This is a genomic window from Pseudomonas sp. PS02290 (assembly GCF_029960075.1).
In the GTDB taxonomy this organism is placed as follows: domain Bacteria; phylum Pseudomonadota; class Gammaproteobacteria; order Pseudomonadales; family Pseudomonadaceae; genus Aquipseudomonas.
In genome coordinates, this window is record NZ_JASCOY010000033.1 from 38,635 (window position 1) to 56,610 (window position 17,976).

The 17,976-nt window shown below is 63.7% G+C and carries 13 protein-coding genes; 6 read left to right on the top strand and 7 right to left on the bottom strand.

Going from position 1 to position 17,976, the window contains the following annotated elements; translation table 11 throughout:
• The first annotated feature begins 102 nt into the window (after window positions 1-102).
• The 5 genes from QMX88_RS15980 (at window position 103) to xylB (ending at window position 6,231) form a co-directional block, all read left to right on the top strand.
• Window positions 103-1,680 carry a sugar ABC transporter ATP-binding protein gene (locus QMX88_RS15980; protein WP_282370992.1) on the top strand — a complete coding sequence of 526 codons (1,578 nt, stop codon included), beginning with the start codon at window positions 103-105 and terminating at the stop codon, window positions 1,678-1,680.
• Window positions 1,681-1,695: 15 nt separating this feature from the next.
• Window positions 1,696-2,688, top strand: coding sequence for an ABC transporter permease subunit (locus QMX88_RS15985; RefSeq protein WP_282370994.1), 993 nt, complete (start codon window positions 1,696-1,698; stop codon window positions 2,686-2,688).
• A 64-nt stretch (window positions 2,689-2,752) separates the two neighbouring features.
• Window positions 2,753-3,694 carry an ABC transporter substrate-binding protein gene (locus QMX88_RS15990; protein ID WP_282370996.1) on the top strand — a complete coding sequence of 314 codons (942 nt, stop codon included), beginning with the start codon at window positions 2,753-2,755 and terminating at the stop codon, window positions 3,692-3,694.
• A gap of 26 nt (window positions 3,695-3,720) precedes the next feature.
• Window positions 3,721-4,719 carry a LacI family DNA-binding transcriptional regulator gene (locus tag QMX88_RS15995; RefSeq protein ID WP_282370998.1) on the top strand — a complete coding sequence of 333 codons (999 nt, stop codon included), beginning with the start codon at window positions 3,721-3,723 and terminating at the stop codon, window positions 4,717-4,719.
• Between the two features lie 27 nt (window positions 4,720-4,746).
• Window positions 4,747-6,231, top strand: a complete 1,485-nt coding sequence (gene xylB, locus QMX88_RS16000; protein WP_282371000.1) for a xylulokinase — start codon at window positions 4,747-4,749, stop codon at window positions 6,229-6,231.
• Between the two features lie 200 nt (window positions 6,232-6,431).
• On the opposite strand, the gene QMX88_RS16005 is transcribed toward xylB, so the two are convergent.
• From QMX88_RS16005 to QMX88_RS16020, 4 genes are all read right to left on the bottom strand, one after another.
• Complete coding sequence (locus tag QMX88_RS16005; protein WP_282371002.1) at window positions 6,432-8,663, bottom strand: xanthine dehydrogenase family protein molybdopterin-binding subunit; 2,232 nt, start codon at window positions 8,661-8,663, stop codon at window positions 6,432-6,434.
• A gap of 14 nt (window positions 8,664-8,677) precedes the next feature.
• Entirely contained in the window at window positions 8,678-9,661 is a 984-nt protein-coding gene (locus tag QMX88_RS16010) for an FAD binding domain-containing protein (protein WP_282371003.1), read from the bottom strand.
• Entirely contained in the window at window positions 9,661-10,332 is a 672-nt protein-coding gene (locus tag QMX88_RS16015; protein ID WP_192172169.1) for a (2Fe-2S)-binding protein, read from the bottom strand. Before QMX88_RS16015 ends, QMX88_RS16010 begins: the two co-directional genes overlap by 1 nt.
• Before the next feature lie 391 nt (window positions 10,333-10,723).
• Window positions 10,724-11,788, bottom strand: a complete 1,065-nt coding sequence (locus QMX88_RS16020; protein WP_282371005.1) for an NAD(P)-dependent alcohol dehydrogenase — start codon at window positions 11,786-11,788, stop codon at window positions 10,724-10,726.
• Between the two features lie 308 nt (window positions 11,789-12,096).
• On the opposite strand from QMX88_RS16020, the gene QMX88_RS16025 reads away from it, so the two are divergent.
• Window positions 12,097-14,982 (top strand): sensor domain-containing phosphodiesterase, encoded by a 2,886-nt coding sequence (locus tag QMX88_RS16025; RefSeq protein ID WP_282371007.1) that lies wholly within the window; start codon window positions 12,097-12,099, stop codon window positions 14,980-14,982.
• Window positions 14,983-14,992: 10 nt separating this feature from the next.
• Here the strand turns inward: QMX88_RS16025 and QMX88_RS16030 are convergent, their stop codons facing one another.
• The 3 genes from QMX88_RS16030 to QMX88_RS16040 are packed head-to-tail and all read right to left on the bottom strand — an operon-like array spanning window position 14,993 to window position 17,847.
• Window positions 14,993-15,937 (bottom strand): alpha/beta hydrolase, encoded by a 945-nt coding sequence (locus tag QMX88_RS16030; protein WP_282371009.1) that lies wholly within the window; start codon window positions 15,935-15,937, stop codon window positions 14,993-14,995.
• A 57-nt stretch (window positions 15,938-15,994) separates the two neighbouring features.
• Window positions 15,995-17,002 (bottom strand): transketolase family protein, encoded by a 1,008-nt coding sequence (locus QMX88_RS16035; RefSeq protein ID WP_192172165.1) that lies wholly within the window; start codon window positions 17,000-17,002, stop codon window positions 15,995-15,997.
• Window positions 16,999-17,847: a transketolase gene (locus QMX88_RS16040; protein WP_282371013.1), complete on the bottom strand. Its 849-nt coding sequence runs from the start codon at window positions 17,845-17,847 to the stop codon at window positions 16,999-17,001. Before QMX88_RS16040 ends, QMX88_RS16035 begins: the two co-directional genes overlap by 4 nt.
• Window positions 17,848-17,976 lie beyond the last annotated feature (129 nt).

The window sequence follows — 17,976 nt, forward strand, 5'->3', positions numbered from 1 at the left end:
GGAGATCCACATGATCAGCTCGTCTGCTCGATTGCCGCGTGTGCTGCCCGCGCTCGTCATTGCTGCTTCATCGGCCGCCCGGCCATGAGTGCCGTCTTCGCTATGTCCCCTCAACCCGTACTGGAAATGACCGCCATTTCCAAGACCTTCAACGGCCTGCGCGTGCTGAAAAATGTCGCCCTCAAGGTCTACGCCGGTGAAGTACATGCCCTGATGGGCGAGAACGGCGCGGGCAAGTCGACGCTGATGAAGATTTTGTCCGGCGCCTATCAGGCCGATGCCGGTGGCGAAATCCGCATCGACGGCCAGGCCCTGAGCGCGTTTGACCCGTTGTCCGCCAAAGCGCGCGGCATCGCGGTGATCTATCAGGAACTGAGCCTGTGCCCGAACCTCAGCGTCGCCGAAAACATTTACCTGGGCCGCGAACTGCGCCGTGGCTGGAGCATCGACCGCAAGGCGATGGAAGCCGGCTGCGTTGATGTGCTGGTGCGACTGGGTGCTGATTTCAAGCCGTCCACCAAGGTCAGCGTGCTGTCGATTGCCGAGCGGCAACTGGTCGAGATTGCCCGGGCCCTGCACGCCAACGCGAAAATTTTGGTGATGGACGAGCCGACCACGCCGCTGTCGTCCCGGGAAACCGACCGCCTGTTCGCGCTGATCAAACAGCTGCGTGACCAGGGCCTGGCGATCATTTACATCAGCCATCGCATGGCTGAAATCTATGAGCTGTCCGACCGGGTCTCGGTGCTGCGCGACGGCGAGTACGTCGGCATGCTGGAGCGCGACGCGCTATCGGCCGAGGCGCTGGTGAAGATGATGGTCGGCCGCGACCTGTCAGGTTTCTACAAGAAAGAACACGCCGCCTACGACCCTGGCGCGGTGGTCATGCGCGTGCGCGACATGGCCGACGGCAAGCGCGTCAAGCCGTGCAGTTTTGATCTGCACGCCGGCGAAGTGCTGGGCATCGCCGGGCTGGTCGGGGCAGGGCGCACGGAACTGGCGCGTCTGATTTTTGCCGCTGATTCGCGCACCTCCGGCACCCTTGAAGTGGCCGGCAAGGCGATCACCGATCTGCGCAACCCCACCGACGCCATCCGTGCAGGGGTGGTTTACCTGACCGAAGATCGCAAGGCCCAAGGCCTGTTTCTGGACATGAGCGTGCGCGACAACATCAACGTTTGCGCCTGCGTGCACGATGCCCATGCCGGCGGCGTGCTCGATCGGGGACGTGGGGCGAAGCGGGCAATCGAGGCGATTCGTTCGCTGTCGATCCGCGTGGCGTCGGGCAAGGTCAATGTCGGCGCGCTGTCCGGCGGCAATCAGCAGAAGGTGCTGCTGGCGCGGCTGCTGGAGGTCAAACCCCACGTGCTGATTCTTGACGAGCCAACGCGCGGCGTGGACATCGGCTCCAAGTCCGAGATCTACCGAATCATCAACGAACTGGCCAAGGCCGGCGTCGGCATTGTGGTGATCTCCAGCGAGCTGCCGGAAATCATAGGCACCTGCGACCGCGTGCTGATCATGCGCGAAGGGGAACTGGTGGCCGAAGTCGGCGGCGCGTCCGGGCAGGAGATCTCTCAGGAACGGATCATCGATCTGGCGACAGGCAGCGAGAACGCCGCAGCCGCCGCGGCCCACGGCGCCCGCGATACTTTCGACCACCCCATTCAACAACAATAAAAAGGAAACCAGGCCATGAGTCTGCCCCTGGAAAACTCGCCCACCGTTGCCGCCATCAGCAAGCGTGAACGTGCGCGCGAATTGATGCGCACCGTTGGCATGCTGCCGGTGCTGATTCTGTTGCTGATCGGCTTTTCGCTGATGACCGACACCTTCATGAGCTGGCAAAACCTGTCGATCATCACCCAGCAGGCCTCGGTCAACGTGGTGTTGGCGGCCGGCATGACCTTCGTGATTCTGACGGCGGGGATCGACCTCTCGGTGGGCGCGATTCTCGCGGCCTCCGCAGTGGTCGCCCTGCAAGCGTCGATGTCGCCGCAGTTCGGCATGCTCGGCATTGCCGCCGGCGTCGGTTTCGGCCTGCTGCTGGGGCTGGTCAATGGTGGCCTGATTGCCTTCATGCGCCTGCCGCCGTTCATTGTCACCCTCGGTGCGCTCACCGCCATGCGCGGCCTGGCGCGTCTGCTGGCCGACGACAAAACCGTGTTCAACCCCGACCTGCCGTTCGCCTTCATCGGTAACGATTCGGTGTTCGGCGTGCCGTGGCTGGTGATCATCGCCGTGGCGGTCATCGTGGTCTCGTGGTTCATCCTGCGCCGCACGGTGATGGGCGTGCAGATCTACTCGGTGGGCGGCAACCCCGAAGCGGCGCGCCTGTCCGGGATCAAGGTGTGGAAGGTGTTGCTGTTCGTCTACGCGGTGTCCGGTGCGCTGGCCGGGCTCGGCGCAGTGATGAGCGCTTCGCGCCTGTTCGCTGCCAACGGCCTGCAGCTGGGCCAGTCCTATGAGCTGGACGCCATCGCGGCGGTGATCCTCGGCGGCACCAGTTTCACCGGCGGCGTCGGCACCATCGGCGGCACCCTGATCGGCGCGCTGATCATCGCGGTGCTGACCAACGGCCTGGTGCTGCTGGGCGTGTCCGATATCTGGCAATACATCATCAAGGGCATCGTGATCATCGGCGCGGTGGCGCTGGATCGCTATCGCCAGTCCGGTGCGCGAACCTGATTCAACGCTGTTTGGCTGCACGCGTTTCAACGAAGACTCCGACAATAATCACAAGAGAGAACCCATGAACTTCAAACGCAAATTCCCTGCTGTCGTGTCCCTGTGCCTGGCCGCGTTGCTGTCCCAGGGCGTTCAAGCCCGCGAGCTGAAAGCCGTCGGCATCACCCTGGGTTCCCTGGGCAACCCGTATTTCGTCACCCTGGCCGACGGCGCCAAGGCGAAGGCCATGGAGCTCAACCCTAACGTCAAAGTGACTTCCGTCTCCGCCGATTACGACCTGAGCAAGCAGTTCTCCCAGATCGACAACTTCATTGCGTCGGGCGTTGACCTGATCCTGATCAACGCCGTGGACCCGAAGGCCATTGCTTCGGCGATCAAGAAGGCCCAGGCCGCCGGCATCAAGGTCGTGGCCGTGGACGTCAGCGCCGCCGGTGTCGACGCCACCGTGCAGACCGACAACGTCGAAGCGGGCAAGCTGGCCTGTCAGTTCATCGTCGACAAGCTGTCGGGCAAGGGCAACGTGATCATCGAGAATGGCCCGCAAGTCACCGCCGTGACTGACCGCGTCACCGGCTGCAAATCGGCCTTCGCCGCCGCGCCGGAGATCAAGATTCTTTCCGACGATCAGGACGCCAAAGGCTCCCGCGAAGGCGGCCTGAACGCGATGCAGGGTTACCTGACGCGCTTCCCGAAAATCGACGGTCTGTTCGCGATCAACGACCCCCAGGCCATTGGCAGTGACCTGGCCGCCAAGCAGCTGAAACGCAGCGGCATCGTCATCACGTCGGTGGACGGCGCGCCGGACATCGAGCAGGCCCTCAAGTCCGATACCTCGATTCAGGCGTCCGCCAGCCAGGACCCGTGGGCCATGGCGCAGCAGGCGGTGGTCATCGGCAACGATTTGCTCAATGACAAGAAACCGGCCGAAGCGGTCACCCAGCTGACGCCAAAACTAATCACCCGCGACAACATCGGTTCCTACAGCGGCTGGTCCAGCAAGCACTGAGACGCAGGCCTGAAGGAGTCGGCGCAGTGATCAAAATGGAAGACGTGGCGAAGCGGGCGCGGGTATCGACGTCGACCGTTTCCCACGTGCTCAACGGCACGCGCAAGGTCAGCGCCAAGACGGTGGAAGCGGTGCAGCGGGCGGTTCAGGACTTGGGCTACATCCCCAACACCCTGGCGCGCTCGCTGGCCCGTTCGCGCACCAACACCATCGGCGTGGCGATTTCGGCGCTGTCCAACCACTATTTCAGCGAGACCGTGCACGCCATCGAAACCGAATGCGCGCGCCACGGCATCATGATGTTGTTCGTCGACACCCACGACGATCCCGCCCAGGAACTGCGGGTGGTGCAGGCGCTGCACCATCGGCGTGTGGACGGCATTCTGCTTGCGCCGTCCAGCGATCCGCAGCAGGCAGCGTTGGCGTACTTGCGCAGCAACGCCATTCCCAGCGTGTTGGTGGACCGGATGGCGGTGGAGGGTTTTGATCAGGTGGGCGTCGAGAATCGCCAGTCCACCGCTGAGTTGGTGACCCACCTCATCGGCCACGGTCATCGGCGCATCGGCATGATTGCCGGGCATCGCGGGCTGAGCACGACGGAGGAGCGTATTGAGGGCTACCGGCAGGCGCTGGTCGAGGCTGATCTGCCGTGGGATCCGCAGTTGCTGATCGACGGCGAGTCGAACAGCGAATCGGCACGTGTCGCCACGTCCGCGCTGTTGCGCCTGAAGCCCCCGCCCACGGCGATTCTGGCGGCGAATAACCTGATGACCATCGGCGCCATGCACGCGCTGCGCGACGCCAGCATTGAGGTGCCGCAGCAGATGGCGCTGGTGGGTTTCGATGATTTCGACTGGGCGGACTTTTTCCTGCCGCGCTTGAGTGTGATCGCTCAGCCGGTGCAGGCCCTGGGCGCGCGGGCGGTGCAGTTGCTGTTGCAGCGCATCGATAAACCCGAGGGCAAACGACTGTCGGAGCGACTGGCGCCGACGTTACGCATTCGCAATTCGTGCGGATGCCTTTAGGCGTCCGCTGACAGGAATGACACCTTCATGAAGCAGCTTGTTTCCCTGGGCATCGACCTCGGCACGTCCGAGCTGAAGGCCATTTTGCTGAGCGCCGAGGGCGAAGTGCTGGCTCAGGCCGGTGCCCGGGTGGAAGTCAGCCGCCGGCAGTCGGGTTGGTCGGAGCAGACTCCGGCTGACTGGTGGCAGGCCTGTCTGTCAGCGCTGGGCCAGTTGCGGGCGACTAACCCCCAGGCATGGGCGCGGGTCGGTTGCATCGGTTTCTCGGGGCAGATGCACGGCGCGGTTTTGCTGGATGCGGCGGAGCAGGTGCTGTATCCGGCGATTCTCTGGGACGACTCTCGCGCGGTGCTTCAGGCGTCGCAGTTGAACGAAGATTTCCCGGATTACGCCGAGGTCACCGGCAGCCTGGCCATGGCCGGGCTCACTGCGCCGAAACTTCTGTGGATGCAGCAGCACGAACCGCAGGTGTTCGCGCGCATCGCCAGCGTGTTGTCGCCGAAGGATTACCTGCGTTTGCTGCTGACCGGCGAGCAGGTCAGTGACATGTCTGACGCCGCTGGCACCTTATGGCTGGATGTGGCAAAGCGCGAGTGGTACGCGCCGATGCTCCACGCCACCGGGCTGACGGTCGAGCACATGCCTCGGTTGCTGGAAGCCGATCAACTGTCTGCCCGGCTGAGTGCCGAGGCGGCGGATGCGCTGGGTTTGCCGTTGGGTCTGCCCGTGGCCGCAGGCGGGGGTGACAACCCGGTTTCGGCGGTGGGCATCGGCGCGATCAACGCCGGCGATGCCTTCGTCACCCTTGGCACCAGCGCGGCGATCGTCGCGATCACCGATCATCCGGCGGGCAACCCGGCCAGCGCCGTGCACAGCTTTTGCCACGCGTTGCCGCAGCGCTGGTACACCATGGGCGCGATGCTGGCCGGGGCGAGCTGTCTGCGCTGGGTCAGCCGATTGTTGGGTCAGCCCAGTGAGCAGGCGTTGCTCGATCTGGTTCACGCGCAGTTGCCGGTCGATCAGCCGGTGGCGGTGTCCAGTCCGCTGTTTCTGCCTTACCTGGCGGGCGAGCGCACGCCCCACAACGACCCGCTGTTGCGCGGCGGATTCATGAACCTGGGGCACGACAGCACGCCGGCGATGTTGGGTTATGCGGTGCTTGAAGGCGTGGGTTTCGGGCTGCTGGATGCGATGAACGCTACGTTGTCCGCAGGAGCCACGGTCAACGCCTGCGCGCTGGTGGGCGGCGGGGCACGCAGCGAATACTGGGCGCAATTGCTGGCCAACATCCTGGATCGCGAGGTGTACACCCTGCACGGCAGCGAACTGAGCGCGTGCATCGGTGCGGCGAAGCTGGGGTTTCTGTCGATCGGTGAGGGGGCTGAGCTGTTGGGGCAGGGGATGGCAGTCAAGGTGCGGTATCAGCCGATGCCGGCGGTGCAGGATGTATTGAGCGCGCGTTACGGGAAATTCAAAGGGCTGCTGGGTGCCGCGCAAGGATTGCGTGCCTGAGTAATGATCGTCCCCCAAGCGACGCGATGATCGTTCCCACGGTCCGCGTGGGAATTCATACCATGACGCTCCGCGTCAGCTTTGGGACGCGGAGCGTCCAGTGCGGCATTCCCACGCGGAGCGTGGGAACGATCAATCAAAATCAAAGGCTTCCCGGCTTTAGCCGGGAAGAGGGCGCTCAGCCCGCTGGAATTTCCGGCTCAGACCCTCATCGTCGGCGGCAACTCCATCAGCTTGTCCAGCGTGATCGGCAGGTCCCGAATCCGCTTACCCGTGGCATGTGAGACAGCATTCGCCACCGCTGCAGCCAGCCCGGTAATCCCGATCTCGCCGATCCCGCGTGCGCCGAATTCGTTGAGCTCGAAGTCCGGGTAGTCCAGCAGGATCACATCGATCTCCGGCTGGTCAGCGTGCACCGGCACCACGTATTCGGCGTAGTTGTTGTTCACCGGCATGCCGTTGCGCTCGTCGAAGTCGGTCGCCTCAAACAGCGCCATCCCGACGCCCATGACGATCGCCCCTTCAACCTGATTGAGCGCGGTTTTCTGGTTGATCACCTTGCCCACGTCGATGGCACTGACCACCCGCGAGACGCGCAGCCGCGAGATGCCGGGGTCCCAGCGCACTTCGACAAAATGCACGCCGAAGGAGCGGAACGAGTGCTTGCTGGTGTCGTTCATGCCGGTCTTCGCTTCACCGAAGGCGCTGCCCTGCTTCTGCGCCTTGAGCACATCAGCGATGGCGAAGGTCTTGTCGCCGCTTTTCAACTGCCCCTGCTCGAAGCTCACTTGCTCGGCCTTGGCCCCGGCAAACACGCCCTTGGGCGCAGTCGCGAACGCCTTCAGCTGTTCGACGGCCTGGCGAGTGGCCTCAGCGATGGCCGGCAGCACGCTCGCGGTCGCCCATGATCCGCCCGACACCGGCGCGGGCGGGAATGATGAATTGCCCAGCTCGACTTCGATCTTGTCCAGCGGGATGCCGGTGATGCTGCTGACCACTTGAGCAACGATGGTGTAGGTGCCGGTGCCGATGTCCTGCACACCGCAAATGGCCCAGGCCGTGCCGTCGGCGCGCAGCACGACTTGCGCTTCCGCCGGGGTGCGATAGGCGTCCCAGTTACAGGCGGCCATGCCATAACCGATGATCTCGGTGCCGTCCTTCATTGAGCCCGGCGTCGGGTTGCGTTTGCTCCAGCCAAAGCGCTCGGCGGCCTTGTCGATGCATTCCTGCAGGTGGTTGCTGGACCACGGCAGGTTCTGGCTTTCGTCGCGCTCGGAAACGTTGAGCTTGCGAAACTCAAGGGGGTCCATGCCCACTTTATCGGCCATTTCGTCCATGGCCGACTCGAGCGCGAACAGCCCCGGCGCTGCACCCGGCGCGCGCATGGAGGTCGGCGTGCCGCGATTGACCTCGATGATCTTGTGGGTGACCAGCACATTGGCGCAGCTATAAAGGCTCTTGGTCGAAGTGCCGCAGTTTTCCTTGTACGGGTCGGTGAAGGAGGTGGTGTTGATCGACTCGTGGCGCACCGACACCAGCTTGCCTTTGTCATCGGTCGCCAGGCGCAGGCGCTGACGGGTTTCCGGGCGGTGGCCGGTGGTGGTGAACATCTGCTGACGCGGCACCACCAGTTGCACGGGGCGCTTGAGCACCTTGGCCGCGCCGCAGGCGGCGACCGAATGGGGCCAGATCCACAGCTTGCTGCCGAAGCCGGAGCCAATGAACGGCGCCCGCACCTCGACCTTCTCCGGGATCAGGCCGAAGATTTTCGCCAGGGAATTGCGGTGAGCGACCACGCCCTGGGTGGCTTCATAAACGATCAGGCGCCCGTCTTCCCAACTGGCGACGGTGGCGTGCATTTCCATCGGGTTATGGGTTTCGACCGGCGTCGAGTAGGTGGCGTCGATGCTGTGGGCGGCGCTGTCGAACGCAGCGGCGGCATCACCCCGGGTGTGGTTCGGGCTGCCGTCCTGCAAGGCGCCGGCTTTTAGGCCCTGGTCGAGATTGGCCACGGCGTCGGTCTTGCTGTAGCTGACTTTGATCTTGTAGGCCGCGGCCCGCGCGTGCTCAAAGGTATCGGCCACCACCAGGGCAACGAACTGCCCGGCGTAATGCACCGTGTCGTCTTCAAACGGCAGACGGCTTTCGTCGGACTTGGCCGCTTTGAGGATTTGCGCGAAGGACATCGGCAGCGTCGAGTTGTGGTAGAGCGAGGGGAAGTTGCCGTGGTGCAGAATCTCCAGCACGCCGGGGGATTTGCGCGCGTCGTCCAGCTTCAGTTCGGTGATCTTGCCGCTGGCGACGGTGCTGAACACGCCGTAGCCGTAAGCCATATTTTTCAGGTGATGGTCGGACGCGTACATCGCGCTGCCGGTGACCTTACGCTGGCCATCAATGCGGCGGGGTGCCGAGCCAATCATTGCATCAGTCATGGTGAATCCTCCGGTCAGGCGTTCAAGGTGCCGAGGTTGCGCATGATGGCCTGCTGCCCCAATGCGATCTTGTAGGCGTTGTGGCGATAGGCTTTGGCGCCCTTGAGGGCGATGGCGGCGACTTGCTCGAGGGTCTGCGGCGTCAACGTCTGGCCTTTGAGCGCCTGCTCGGCTTCAAGCGAGCGCCAGGGTTTGGTGCCGACACCGCCCAGCGCCACCCGCGCGTCACGTACGGTGTTGCCGTCCATGACGACGATCACCGCGCTGGACGCCAGGGCGAACTGGTACGAGGCGCGATCTCGCAGCTTCAGGTACGCAGACTTGTTGCCGGCCAGCGGCGCGGCGAGCACCACGTGGGTGATCAACTCATCGTCCAGCAGTGCGTGCTCTTTCCACGGCGTCGCACCGGGCAGCAGGTGGAAGTCAGCGAAGTCTACGCTGCGCTTGCCCTTCGGCCCTTGCACCTCGACGGTCGCGCCAATGGCGACCATCGCCACGCACATGTCCGAAGGATGGGTCGCGATGCACTGGTCGCTGGTGCCGAGCACCGCGTGAACACTGCGGTTGTGGCCGTCAATGGCCGCACAGCCCGAGCCCGGCTCGCGCTTGTTGCACGGTGAATAACCGTCGCGGAAATAGTTGCAGCGCACCCGTTGCATCACGTTGCCGGCGGTCGTGGCCTTGTTGCGCAGCTGAGTGGTGGCGCCGGACAGCAACGCCTGGGACAGCACGGCGTAGTGCTCGACGATGTGCGGGTGATGGGCCAGTTCGGTATTGCTGACCAGCGCACCGATGCGCACGCTGCCGTCCTTCTGCACCTCGATCTGCTTGAGGGACAGGTGGTTGACGTCGATCACTTGATCCGCCGGCATGATGTCCAGCTTTACCAAGTCTAGCAATGTCGTGCCGCCGGCGAGGAAGAAGGTCGTCGGGCTTTGCGCGTGGGTCGTCACGGCCTGTTCGACCGTGTTGGCGCGCACGTAATCAAAGGCTCTCATCAGCTCACCTCCTGGACGTTGATGCGCGCCGACTGGATCGCCGCGAGGATGTTCTTGTAGGCGCCGCAACGGCAGATGTTGCCGCTCATGGCTTCGCGCACGCTGTGATCGTCGGTGCCGATGTTTTTGTCTTTCAACAACGCAGCCGCGCTCATGATCTGCCCCGAGGTGCAATAGCCGCACTGGTAGGCATCGTGTTCCCAGAAGGCTTCCTGCACCGGGTGCAGCTTGCCGTTCTGGGCCAGGCCTTCGATGGTGGTGATGTCGTCGCCTTCGTGCATCGCCGCGAGGGACAGGCACGAATTGATCGCCACGCCGTTGACGTGGACGGTGCAGGCGCCGCACTGGCCGTGGTCGCAGCCTTTCTTGGTGCCAGTGAGCTGCAGGCGATCACGCAGCACATCAAGCAGCGCCGCGTTGGCCGGCAGGTTCAGGGTGTGGGCCTGGCCGTTGACCTTCAGGGTCATGCGCCGCTCGTCTGGCGCGGGCGGGTCAATGTCATCGGCGACGGCCGCCTGGGCTGCCAGCGCCTGGGTCCAGATCGGCGCCGTCGCGGCAGCGAGGCTGGACACGCCGATGGACTTCAGGAAGTTGCGGCGGGACGGGACGGTGAAGGCCTTGAGGTCACAAGACAGTTCTTCTTTGTTGGGGCGATCAGGCTGATCGGTCATGAGCGGGTTCCTCGTCAGCGTTGGGTCAGACCTGGCGGCCGACGGTGGGCGGACGCGCGGGCAGGGACGGCAGGTGGAACGGTATCCGGTATGGCTGGGGCCAAGGGCAGTCTTCAAAAGACGGCAGTCTTCAACGATAACCAATGCGCAGGCACTGCATTCGGTTGAATCCGTGCATGCACTTGTGAGTCGTGCTCTATAATCCGTGGCGCTTGTGTCAGCAGCGAGGGCTGGCGCCTTGTCGGGATCAGGAAAGCAGGCGGTGCTGGCCATGGCTCAAGGGTTGTGACCGAAGCACCGGGGGATGGTTGCGGATATTTCACGAGCGGAAAAATCACAGCATGTTACGAGTGCCCGGGGGCGGCGAAACCGCACCCGGGTACCCCAGGCATCAGGCGGCCGACGCTTCTTCTTTCAGGGTCGCCATGTCGATGACAAAGCGGTACTTCACGTCGCCCTTGATCATGCGTTCGTAGGCTTCGTTGATGTCCTTCATGTGGATCATCTCGATGTCCGAGACGATGCCGTGCCTGGCACAGAAATCCAGCATGTCCTGGGTTTCCTGAATCCCGCCGATCAGCGAGCCGGCAATGCTGCGGCGCTTGAAGATCAGGTTGAACACGCCTGGCGACGGGTGCGGCTGATCCGGCGCGCCGACCAGGGTCATGGTGCCGTCGCGCTTGAGCAGGTTCAGGAACGGGTCAAGGTTGTGCGGTGCCGCCACGGTGTTGAGGATGAAGTCGAGCTGATTGGTCTGGGTCGCCATTTCATCGGCGTTTTTCGACACGATGACTTCATCGGCGCCCAGGCGCAGGCCGTCTTCGCGCTTGTTCGGCGAGGTGGTGAACAGCACCACGTGGGCGCCCATGGCGTGGGCGATCTTCACCGCCATGTGACCGAGACCGCCCAGCCCGACCACGCCCACCTTCTTGCCCGGGCCGACTTTCCAGTGGTGCAGCGGCGAGTAAGTGGTGATCCCGGCGCAGAGCAACGGCGCGACGGCGGCCAGGTTGTCGCTGTGGGAAATCTTCAGGACGAACTTCTCTTTCACCACGATCTTGTCGGAGTAGCCACCGAAGGTGTTCTCGCCGCCAAACACGGGGCCGTTGTAAGTGCCGGTGAAGCCGTTTTCGCAGTATTGCTCTTCGCCTTCCGCGCAGGACGCGCAGTGCTGGCAGCTGTCGACCATGCAGCCGACGCCAGCGAGATCGCCGACCTTGAAGCGGGTGACGTTGGCGCCGACCGCGGTGACCTTGCCGACGATCTCGTGGCCCGGCACCGATGGATACAGCGTGTTGTTCCACTCGTTGCGCGCGGTGTGCAGGTCCGAGTGGCAGACGCCGCAGAACAGGATGTCGATCTGCACGTCATCGGCGCCCGGCTCGCGGCGTTCGATCTGCAACGGAGCCAGCTTGTCAGTGGGTTTTTGCGCGGCGTAGCTGTAAGTCTTGATCATGGGGTGATCATCTCCAGTGGGGCAAAAGACGGGTAACAGCAATCAGTGACAGGCGAGGGCGCGCAAAGGTCAATGCCGAAACATGAAACCGTCACTGCCGGGCTGTTTGACGAGCCGTGTGAATAGAGTGCCGGGTTAAATCTTTCCGTTTGCGGGCCGCTATAGGGCTGTGCAGCGTGTGATTTCAATAAATGTCGTGGAATACGGTTTTTTCGTCGCGAATAGACCGCAAATCCGAATATGGCGCTTGCAACCTTCTGTCACACCCCATGAAGATAGCTCAGTCCGACGCTGGCAATGGAGCGCCTATGAATTCCCCACTTTCCACCCTCTCCGGGTACACGCCGATTGCCGACGAGCGGATCTCCGCACCCGGCGATAACGGCCTGTCGGCCGTGGGGGGATTGACCGAGGAGAGTTCGCTGGACGCCCTACTGCGCGCCGCGCGTGAGGCTGCACCGGAGTTGAGCTGGGCCGCTTACCGTGCAGGCCAGCAAATGCACCTGTTGGGGCAGGGCAGTTCCGCCACGGACTGGCCGACGTTGATACCCCGTGAAGAATTCGACGGCTACTGCCGCAAGCACCATTTGCAGCGTTGGGTGACCGGCCATGGCGAGTCCGCGCTGGGCTGGCTGTTGATGCCGGACGCGTACGCCGGCGATCCATTTTTCGCCGAGCTGGCCGGGCGTCTGGGCCTGCGCCTGCAGACCGATGCGCTGGCCCGGGCCCAGGCCACCCAGCGGGTCCTCTATGAAATCACCTACCTGGCCAGCTCGACCCGTGACCGTTCGGCGTTTCTGCAAGGCGTGCACAAGCAGCTCTCGACCCTGATCGACGCGGAAAACTTCTACCTGGCCCTGTACGAAAGCCACAGCGGCAAAATCACTTACCCCTATTACATCGACATCACCGACCTCGACGCTCTCGAGGCGGAAACCTACGAGTTTCTCGATCCCGAGCGGCTGTCCATGACCGGTTATGTGCTGACCACCGAGCAGGCGCTGTTCGTCGATGCCGCCGCCATCGAGCGGGCGCGGGTGCTGGATCGCTTCCACTGCGTGGGCCATCGCCCGGAATTCTGGATGGGCGCGCCGCTGAAAAACGCCTCCGACGACGTGTTCGGCATGCTGGCGATGCAGGTCTATGACGTCGCCCGGGTCTACAGCGTCGAGGATCAGGAGCTGTTTCTGGTGGTGGCCCGCCACGTGGCCATGGCCCTGGACCGCATTCTGCACCGCGCGCAACTGGAAGAGACCGTCGCCCGCCGCACCCTTGAGCTGTCCCGCCTGAACGACGCCCTGCGCAACGAGGTGGCCGATCGCGAACGCGCCGAGCACTTGCAGAGCGCGCTGTTCCAGATCACTGAGCTGTCCAGCCAACCCGGCGACATGACCGACCTGTTCAAAAGCCTGCACGGCATCGTCGGCGAACTGCTGTTTGCCCTGAACTTCTATATCGCGCTGTTCGACGACGCCACCGGCGAGGTGACCTTCCCGTACTACGTGGACGAGCGCCTGACCCGCCGCCCAGATCCGCGCCGTGGCGAGCGTGGTTTTACCGAATACGTCATCCGCCAGCGCCGGCCGTGCCTGATCGACGGCCCTGAGGCGCGCTGGCTGGAAAGCATCGGCGAGATCACCCTGCAGAACGAGGTCAACCGTTCCAGTTCATGGCTGGGCATTCCGCTGTTCGACGGCGACGTGGTTCGGGGCGTGCTGGCAGTGCAGAGCTACACCTCCCATGTCAGCTACTCGTTGCGCGATCAGGAGCTGCTGACCTTCGTCTCCCGCCACATCGACACGGCACTGTCCCGGCGCAGCGCCGCCGAGGCCATTCACACCGCCAACCTGCGCCTGGAAGCGCGGGTTCAGGACCGCACCCGGGAGCTGGACTACGCCAACGCCAAGCTGCAACACGAAAACGCCCACGACGCGCTGACCGGACTGCCCAACCGCAGCCATTTGCAGCAGCGCCTGAGAGACGCGTGGGAGAAATTCTCCCAGAAGGGCGAAGAACTGGCGGTGATGTTCATCGACCTCGACCGCTTCAAGATGGTCAATGACAGCCTCGGCCATCACTCGGGCGATCTGCTGCTGATTCAGGCCGCCGACCGCTTGCGCCACTGCATGCGAGACAGCGACTTGCTCGCCCGGCTGGGCGGCGATGAATTCGCGGTGCTGGCTTACGCCGCGCCGCCTGACGTCACCGTGGCGATTGCCGAGCGCATTCTGCTGGCCTTCGACGTTCCGTTCTACATCGACGGCCACGCGGTGTTTTCATCCTGCAGCATCGGCGTGGTCGGCGCCGACCTGCAGTTTCACAGCGAGCCGGCGGATTTGCTTCGCGACGCCGATACGGCCATGTACCGGGTCAAGAACGCCGGGCGCGACAGCTACGCGGTGTTCAACCAGGAAGTGCGCCGCGAGGTGTCCGACCAGATGGAGCAGGAGACCGCGCTGCGCAACGCCCTCAAGCGCACCGACGAACTGCTGCCGTATTTTCAGCCCATCATCGACGTGGCCAGCGGCCGGATTCTCGCCCTCGAAGCCCTTATTCGCTGGCGTCAGGCCGATGGCCGTATCGTAGCGCCGGGTCAGTTTCTGCCGGCGCTGGAAGGTCTGCGCCTGATCGGCCGTCTGGACCTCTACATGCTGCAGCAGGTGGTGGCGATTCTTGCCCATCCCGACCATGCCCATTGGCCGACGGTGCACGTCAACTGTTCCAGCTACAGCATCACCCGCCCGGAGTTTTCCAGCGAAGTCCTCGGTTTGCTGAGCCAGCACGGGGTGGCGCCGTCGCGCATCTGCCTGGAACTCACCGAAGGCGCGCTGGTGGCCGAGCCTGAACTGGCGCGTCAAGCCATGAAGCACTTGGCGGACAACGGCGTCTCGGTGGTGCTCGATGACTTCGGCGCCGGGTTCTCGTCCCTCAGTTATGTGCACCAGTACCACTTCAGCGGGCTGAAAATCGACAAGTCCTTCACCCTGGAACTGACCACCAGCTCCCGCAGCCGGGCCATCGTTCGCGCCATTGTGCGCATGGCCGAATCCCTGGGGCTGACGGTGGTGGCGGAGGGCGTGGAAGACGCCGCGACCCTGGACCTTCTGCGGGACATGGGCGCGGGTCAGGCTCAGGGTTACTACTTCTCGATGCCGGTGCCCCAGGACAGGCTGGATTTGAGCGCGTTGCGGTAAACGGCGCGAGTTAACGTCTCAGCATTTTCCTCAGTGCGCTCACGACATCCCTTTTGCACTGCTCCGTCAGGGCGCCGGGGTGGAAGTCGAACATGTGTGGCACGCCGGGGTAAACGTGCAGCTCGACTGGAACTCCGCTGCGAGAGAGCTTGCCGGCCCACGCCATGTCCTCATCCAGGAACAGGTCCAGCGCACCGACGGCGATAAAGCTCGGCGGCAGGTGACTCAGGTCATCAGCCAGCGAGGGGGAAAACAGCAGCGCGCGGTCATCGTCGCAGAGGTACTCGCCCCGGTAGCACTGCCAGCAGAATTGATTGGCCTCCCGGGACCAGCTGAACCTGCCCGCGCCAGGGTTTTGCACGGGAGCCCCAGGGGTGCCAGTGCGGTGGTCGAGCATCGGATACATGAGCACCGAGCCGGCGATGGAAATGTCACCACGGTCACGGGCGAGCAGGGTCAGCGCCGCTGCCAGTCCGCCGCCCGCGCTGTGGCCCATGATCACGATGCGTTTGGGATTCACGCCCAGCGCAGCCTGCTGGTGGAGCAGCCACTGGAGGCTGCGATAGCAGTCTTCCAGCGGGGCAGGAAAGGGATGCTCGGGGGCGAGCCGGTAATCGACGGCGACGATCAGCGCGCCTGACTCACTGGCCAGATCCGCCAGGTAGTCGTCGGCCATTTCCGGGCACCCCAACACGAATCCCCCGCCGTGCACGTACAGAATCGCAGGGAGGTCATGGGCGTCGGCGCTGTGGTCAGGGCGGTAAAGGCACAGTCGCAGGTCGTTGCCGTTTGCAGGTTCACGGACCCAGCGCTGTTCGCCGCGAGCGAGGTCCGCGGGTTTGAACGCAGCGTGGATGCGTGTGCGAATGGCGGCGAGGTTGTCCCGGCTCCATTCGCTGGACACCTCGTCGCGGAAGAAACGGTACTCGGTATCCAGCAACTGATCGGGGTCCACACAAACCTCCTGGGCGAAGACGGGGGACTGGAAAGCCCCCCCCCCGTTGTTCTGCGCTTACAGCCACGCCTTGATACGCGAGCACACCGCCGGGGTGGAAATTCCATAGCGGTCATGCAGCGTCGGCAGGGCGCCGGCGTCGAGGAAGGCGTCGGGCAGGGCGATCTGCCGGAACGTCGGGGTGACTCCGTTACGCAACAGCACCGTCGCCACCGCTTCACCCAGCCCGCCGATGATCGAATGGTTTTCCGCCGTCACCACCAACCGCCCGGGTTTTCGCGCTTCGGCGAGAAGGGTCTGCTCGTCCAGCGGCTTGACGGTAGGCACGTGCAGCACTGCTACGTCGATGCCATCGGCCTGCAACGCCTTCGCCGCTTCCAGCGCGCGCATGGTCATCAGCCCCGTGGAGATGATCAGCACATCGTTGCCGGTGCGCAGGGTCTTGGCCTTGCCGATCTCGAAGGTGTAGCCGTATTCGTCGAGCACCAGCGGCACGTTGCCGCGCAACAGGCGCATGTACACCGGGCCCTGATGCGCTGCGATGGCTGGCACCGCTTGTTCGATTTCCAGCGCGTCGCAGGGGTCGACGATCATCAGATTGGGCATGGCCCGGAAGATTGCCAGATCGTCGGTTGCCTGATGGCTCGGGCCGTACCCAGTGGTGAGGCCGGGCAATCCGCAGACGATTTTGACGTTGAGGTTTTCTTCGGCGATGGCCATGCAGATGAAGTCGTAGGCCCGCCTCGACGCGAATACCGCGTACGTGGTGGCGAAGGGCACGAAGCCTTCGCGGGCCATGCCGGCTGCAGCACTCATCAGCAACTGCTCGGCCATGCCCATCTGGTAGAAGCGCTCCGGGTGGGCCTTGGCGAAAATGTGCAGATCGGTGTATTTCGACAGGTCGGCGGAGAGCCCGACGATGTCTGCGCGTTGCTCGGCGAGGGCGGCCAATGCGTGGCCGAAGGGTGCCGGGCGCGTGGCCTGGCCTTCGGAGGCGATCGAGGCAATCATCGCCGACGTGGTCAGGCGTTTCTTGCCGGGCTCGTTGTGGGTCAGTGCGCTCATGCCGTTCTCCCGATTTGCAGGTTTTCCAGTGCCAGGTCCCACTCGTTTTCATCGACGCGAATAAAGTGGGTTTTCTCGCGCGTCTCCAGAAACTCCACGCCTTTGCCCATTTTGGTGTCGCAGATGATTACCCGCGGTTGCGCGCCGACATGGTTGCGTGCGGCATCGAAGGCGGTGACCAATGCCTCGATGTCATTGCCGTCCACGCGCTGGGTGAACCAGCCGAAGGCCTGCCAGCGGTCAACGATAGGTTCGAACGCCAGCACCTCGCTGGAATGGCCGTCGGCTTGCTGATTGTTGACGTCGATGATCGCGATGAGGTTGTCCAGCTTCCAGTGCGATGCGGACATCGCCGCTTCCCAGGTCGAGCCTTCGTTCAGTTCGCCGTCGGAAAGCAGGTTGTAGACGAAGGAGGCGGCCTGCTTGCGCTTGAGCCCCAGACACGCGCCGACGGCGATGCCCAGTCCGTGGCCCAGCGAGCCTCCGGTGATTTCCATGCCCGGCGTGTACGCCGCCATTCCCGACATGGGCAGGCGGCTATCGTCGGCGCCGTAGGTTTCCAGCTCGTCCACGGGGATGATCTCGGCCTCGATCAACGCGGCGTACAGCGCGATGGCGTAGTGACCGATGGACAGGTAAAAGCGGTCGCGGCCTTCCCATTCCGGGTCCCGGGGCTGGTAGCGCAAGGCGTGGAAGTAAGACACGGCGAGCAGATCGGCCGCGCCCAATGCCTGCCCGACATAACCCTGGCCCTGAACCTGGCCCATGCGCAGGGCGTGGCGTCTGATATTGAAGGCGCGCTGGGCCAGCGACAGCACCGGTTGATGTGATGGACTGATGTTCATGTGAGTGGCTTCTCTTTGTTAGCGATTGACGGACGCGGCGGGGATGCGCAACACCAGTAGGGCGCCGATGCACAACACGCCGGTAATCAGGTACATGCCGATGGCGCTTGAGCCGGTGGAGGTGGTGAT

Bases quoted from the DNA above. Each gene is read 5' to 3' on its own strand.
- QMX88_RS15980 (WP_282370992.1), top strand. From the start codon at position 103: ATGTCCCCTCAACCCGTACTGGAAATGACCGCCATTTCCAAGACCTTC.
- QMX88_RS15985 (WP_282370994.1), top strand. From the start codon at position 1,696: ATGAGTCTGCCCCTGGAAAACTCGCCCACCGTTGCCGCCATCAGCAAG.
- QMX88_RS15990 (WP_282370996.1), top strand. From the start codon at position 2,753: ATGAACTTCAAACGCAAATTCCCTGCTGTCGTGTCCCTGTGCCTGGCC.
- xylB (WP_282371000.1), top strand. From the start codon at position 4,747: ATGAAGCAGCTTGTTTCCCTGGGCATCGACCTCGGCACGTCCGAGCTG.
- QMX88_RS16005 (WP_282371002.1), bottom strand. From the start codon at position 8,663: ATGACTGATGCAATGATTGGCTCGGCACCCCGCCGCATTGATGGCCAG.
- QMX88_RS16010 (WP_282371003.1), bottom strand. From the start codon at position 9,661: ATGAGAGCCTTTGATTACGTGCGCGCCAACACGGTCGAACAGGCCGTG.
- QMX88_RS16015 (WP_192172169.1), bottom strand. From the start codon at position 10,332: ATGACCGATCAGCCTGATCGCCCCAACAAAGAAGAACTGTCTTGTGAC.
- QMX88_RS16020 (WP_282371005.1), bottom strand. From the start codon at position 11,788: ATGATCAAGACTTACAGCTACGCCGCGCAAAAACCCACTGACAAGCTG.
- QMX88_RS16025 (WP_282371007.1), top strand. From the start codon at position 12,097: ATGAATTCCCCACTTTCCACCCTCTCCGGGTACACGCCGATTGCCGAC.
- QMX88_RS16035 (WP_192172165.1), bottom strand. From the start codon at position 17,002: ATGAGCGCACTGACCCACAACGAGCCCGGCAAGAAACGCCTGACCACG.
- QMX88_RS16040 (WP_282371013.1), bottom strand. From the start codon at position 17,847: ATGAACATCAGTCCATCACATCAACCGGTGCTGTCGCTGGCCCAGCGC.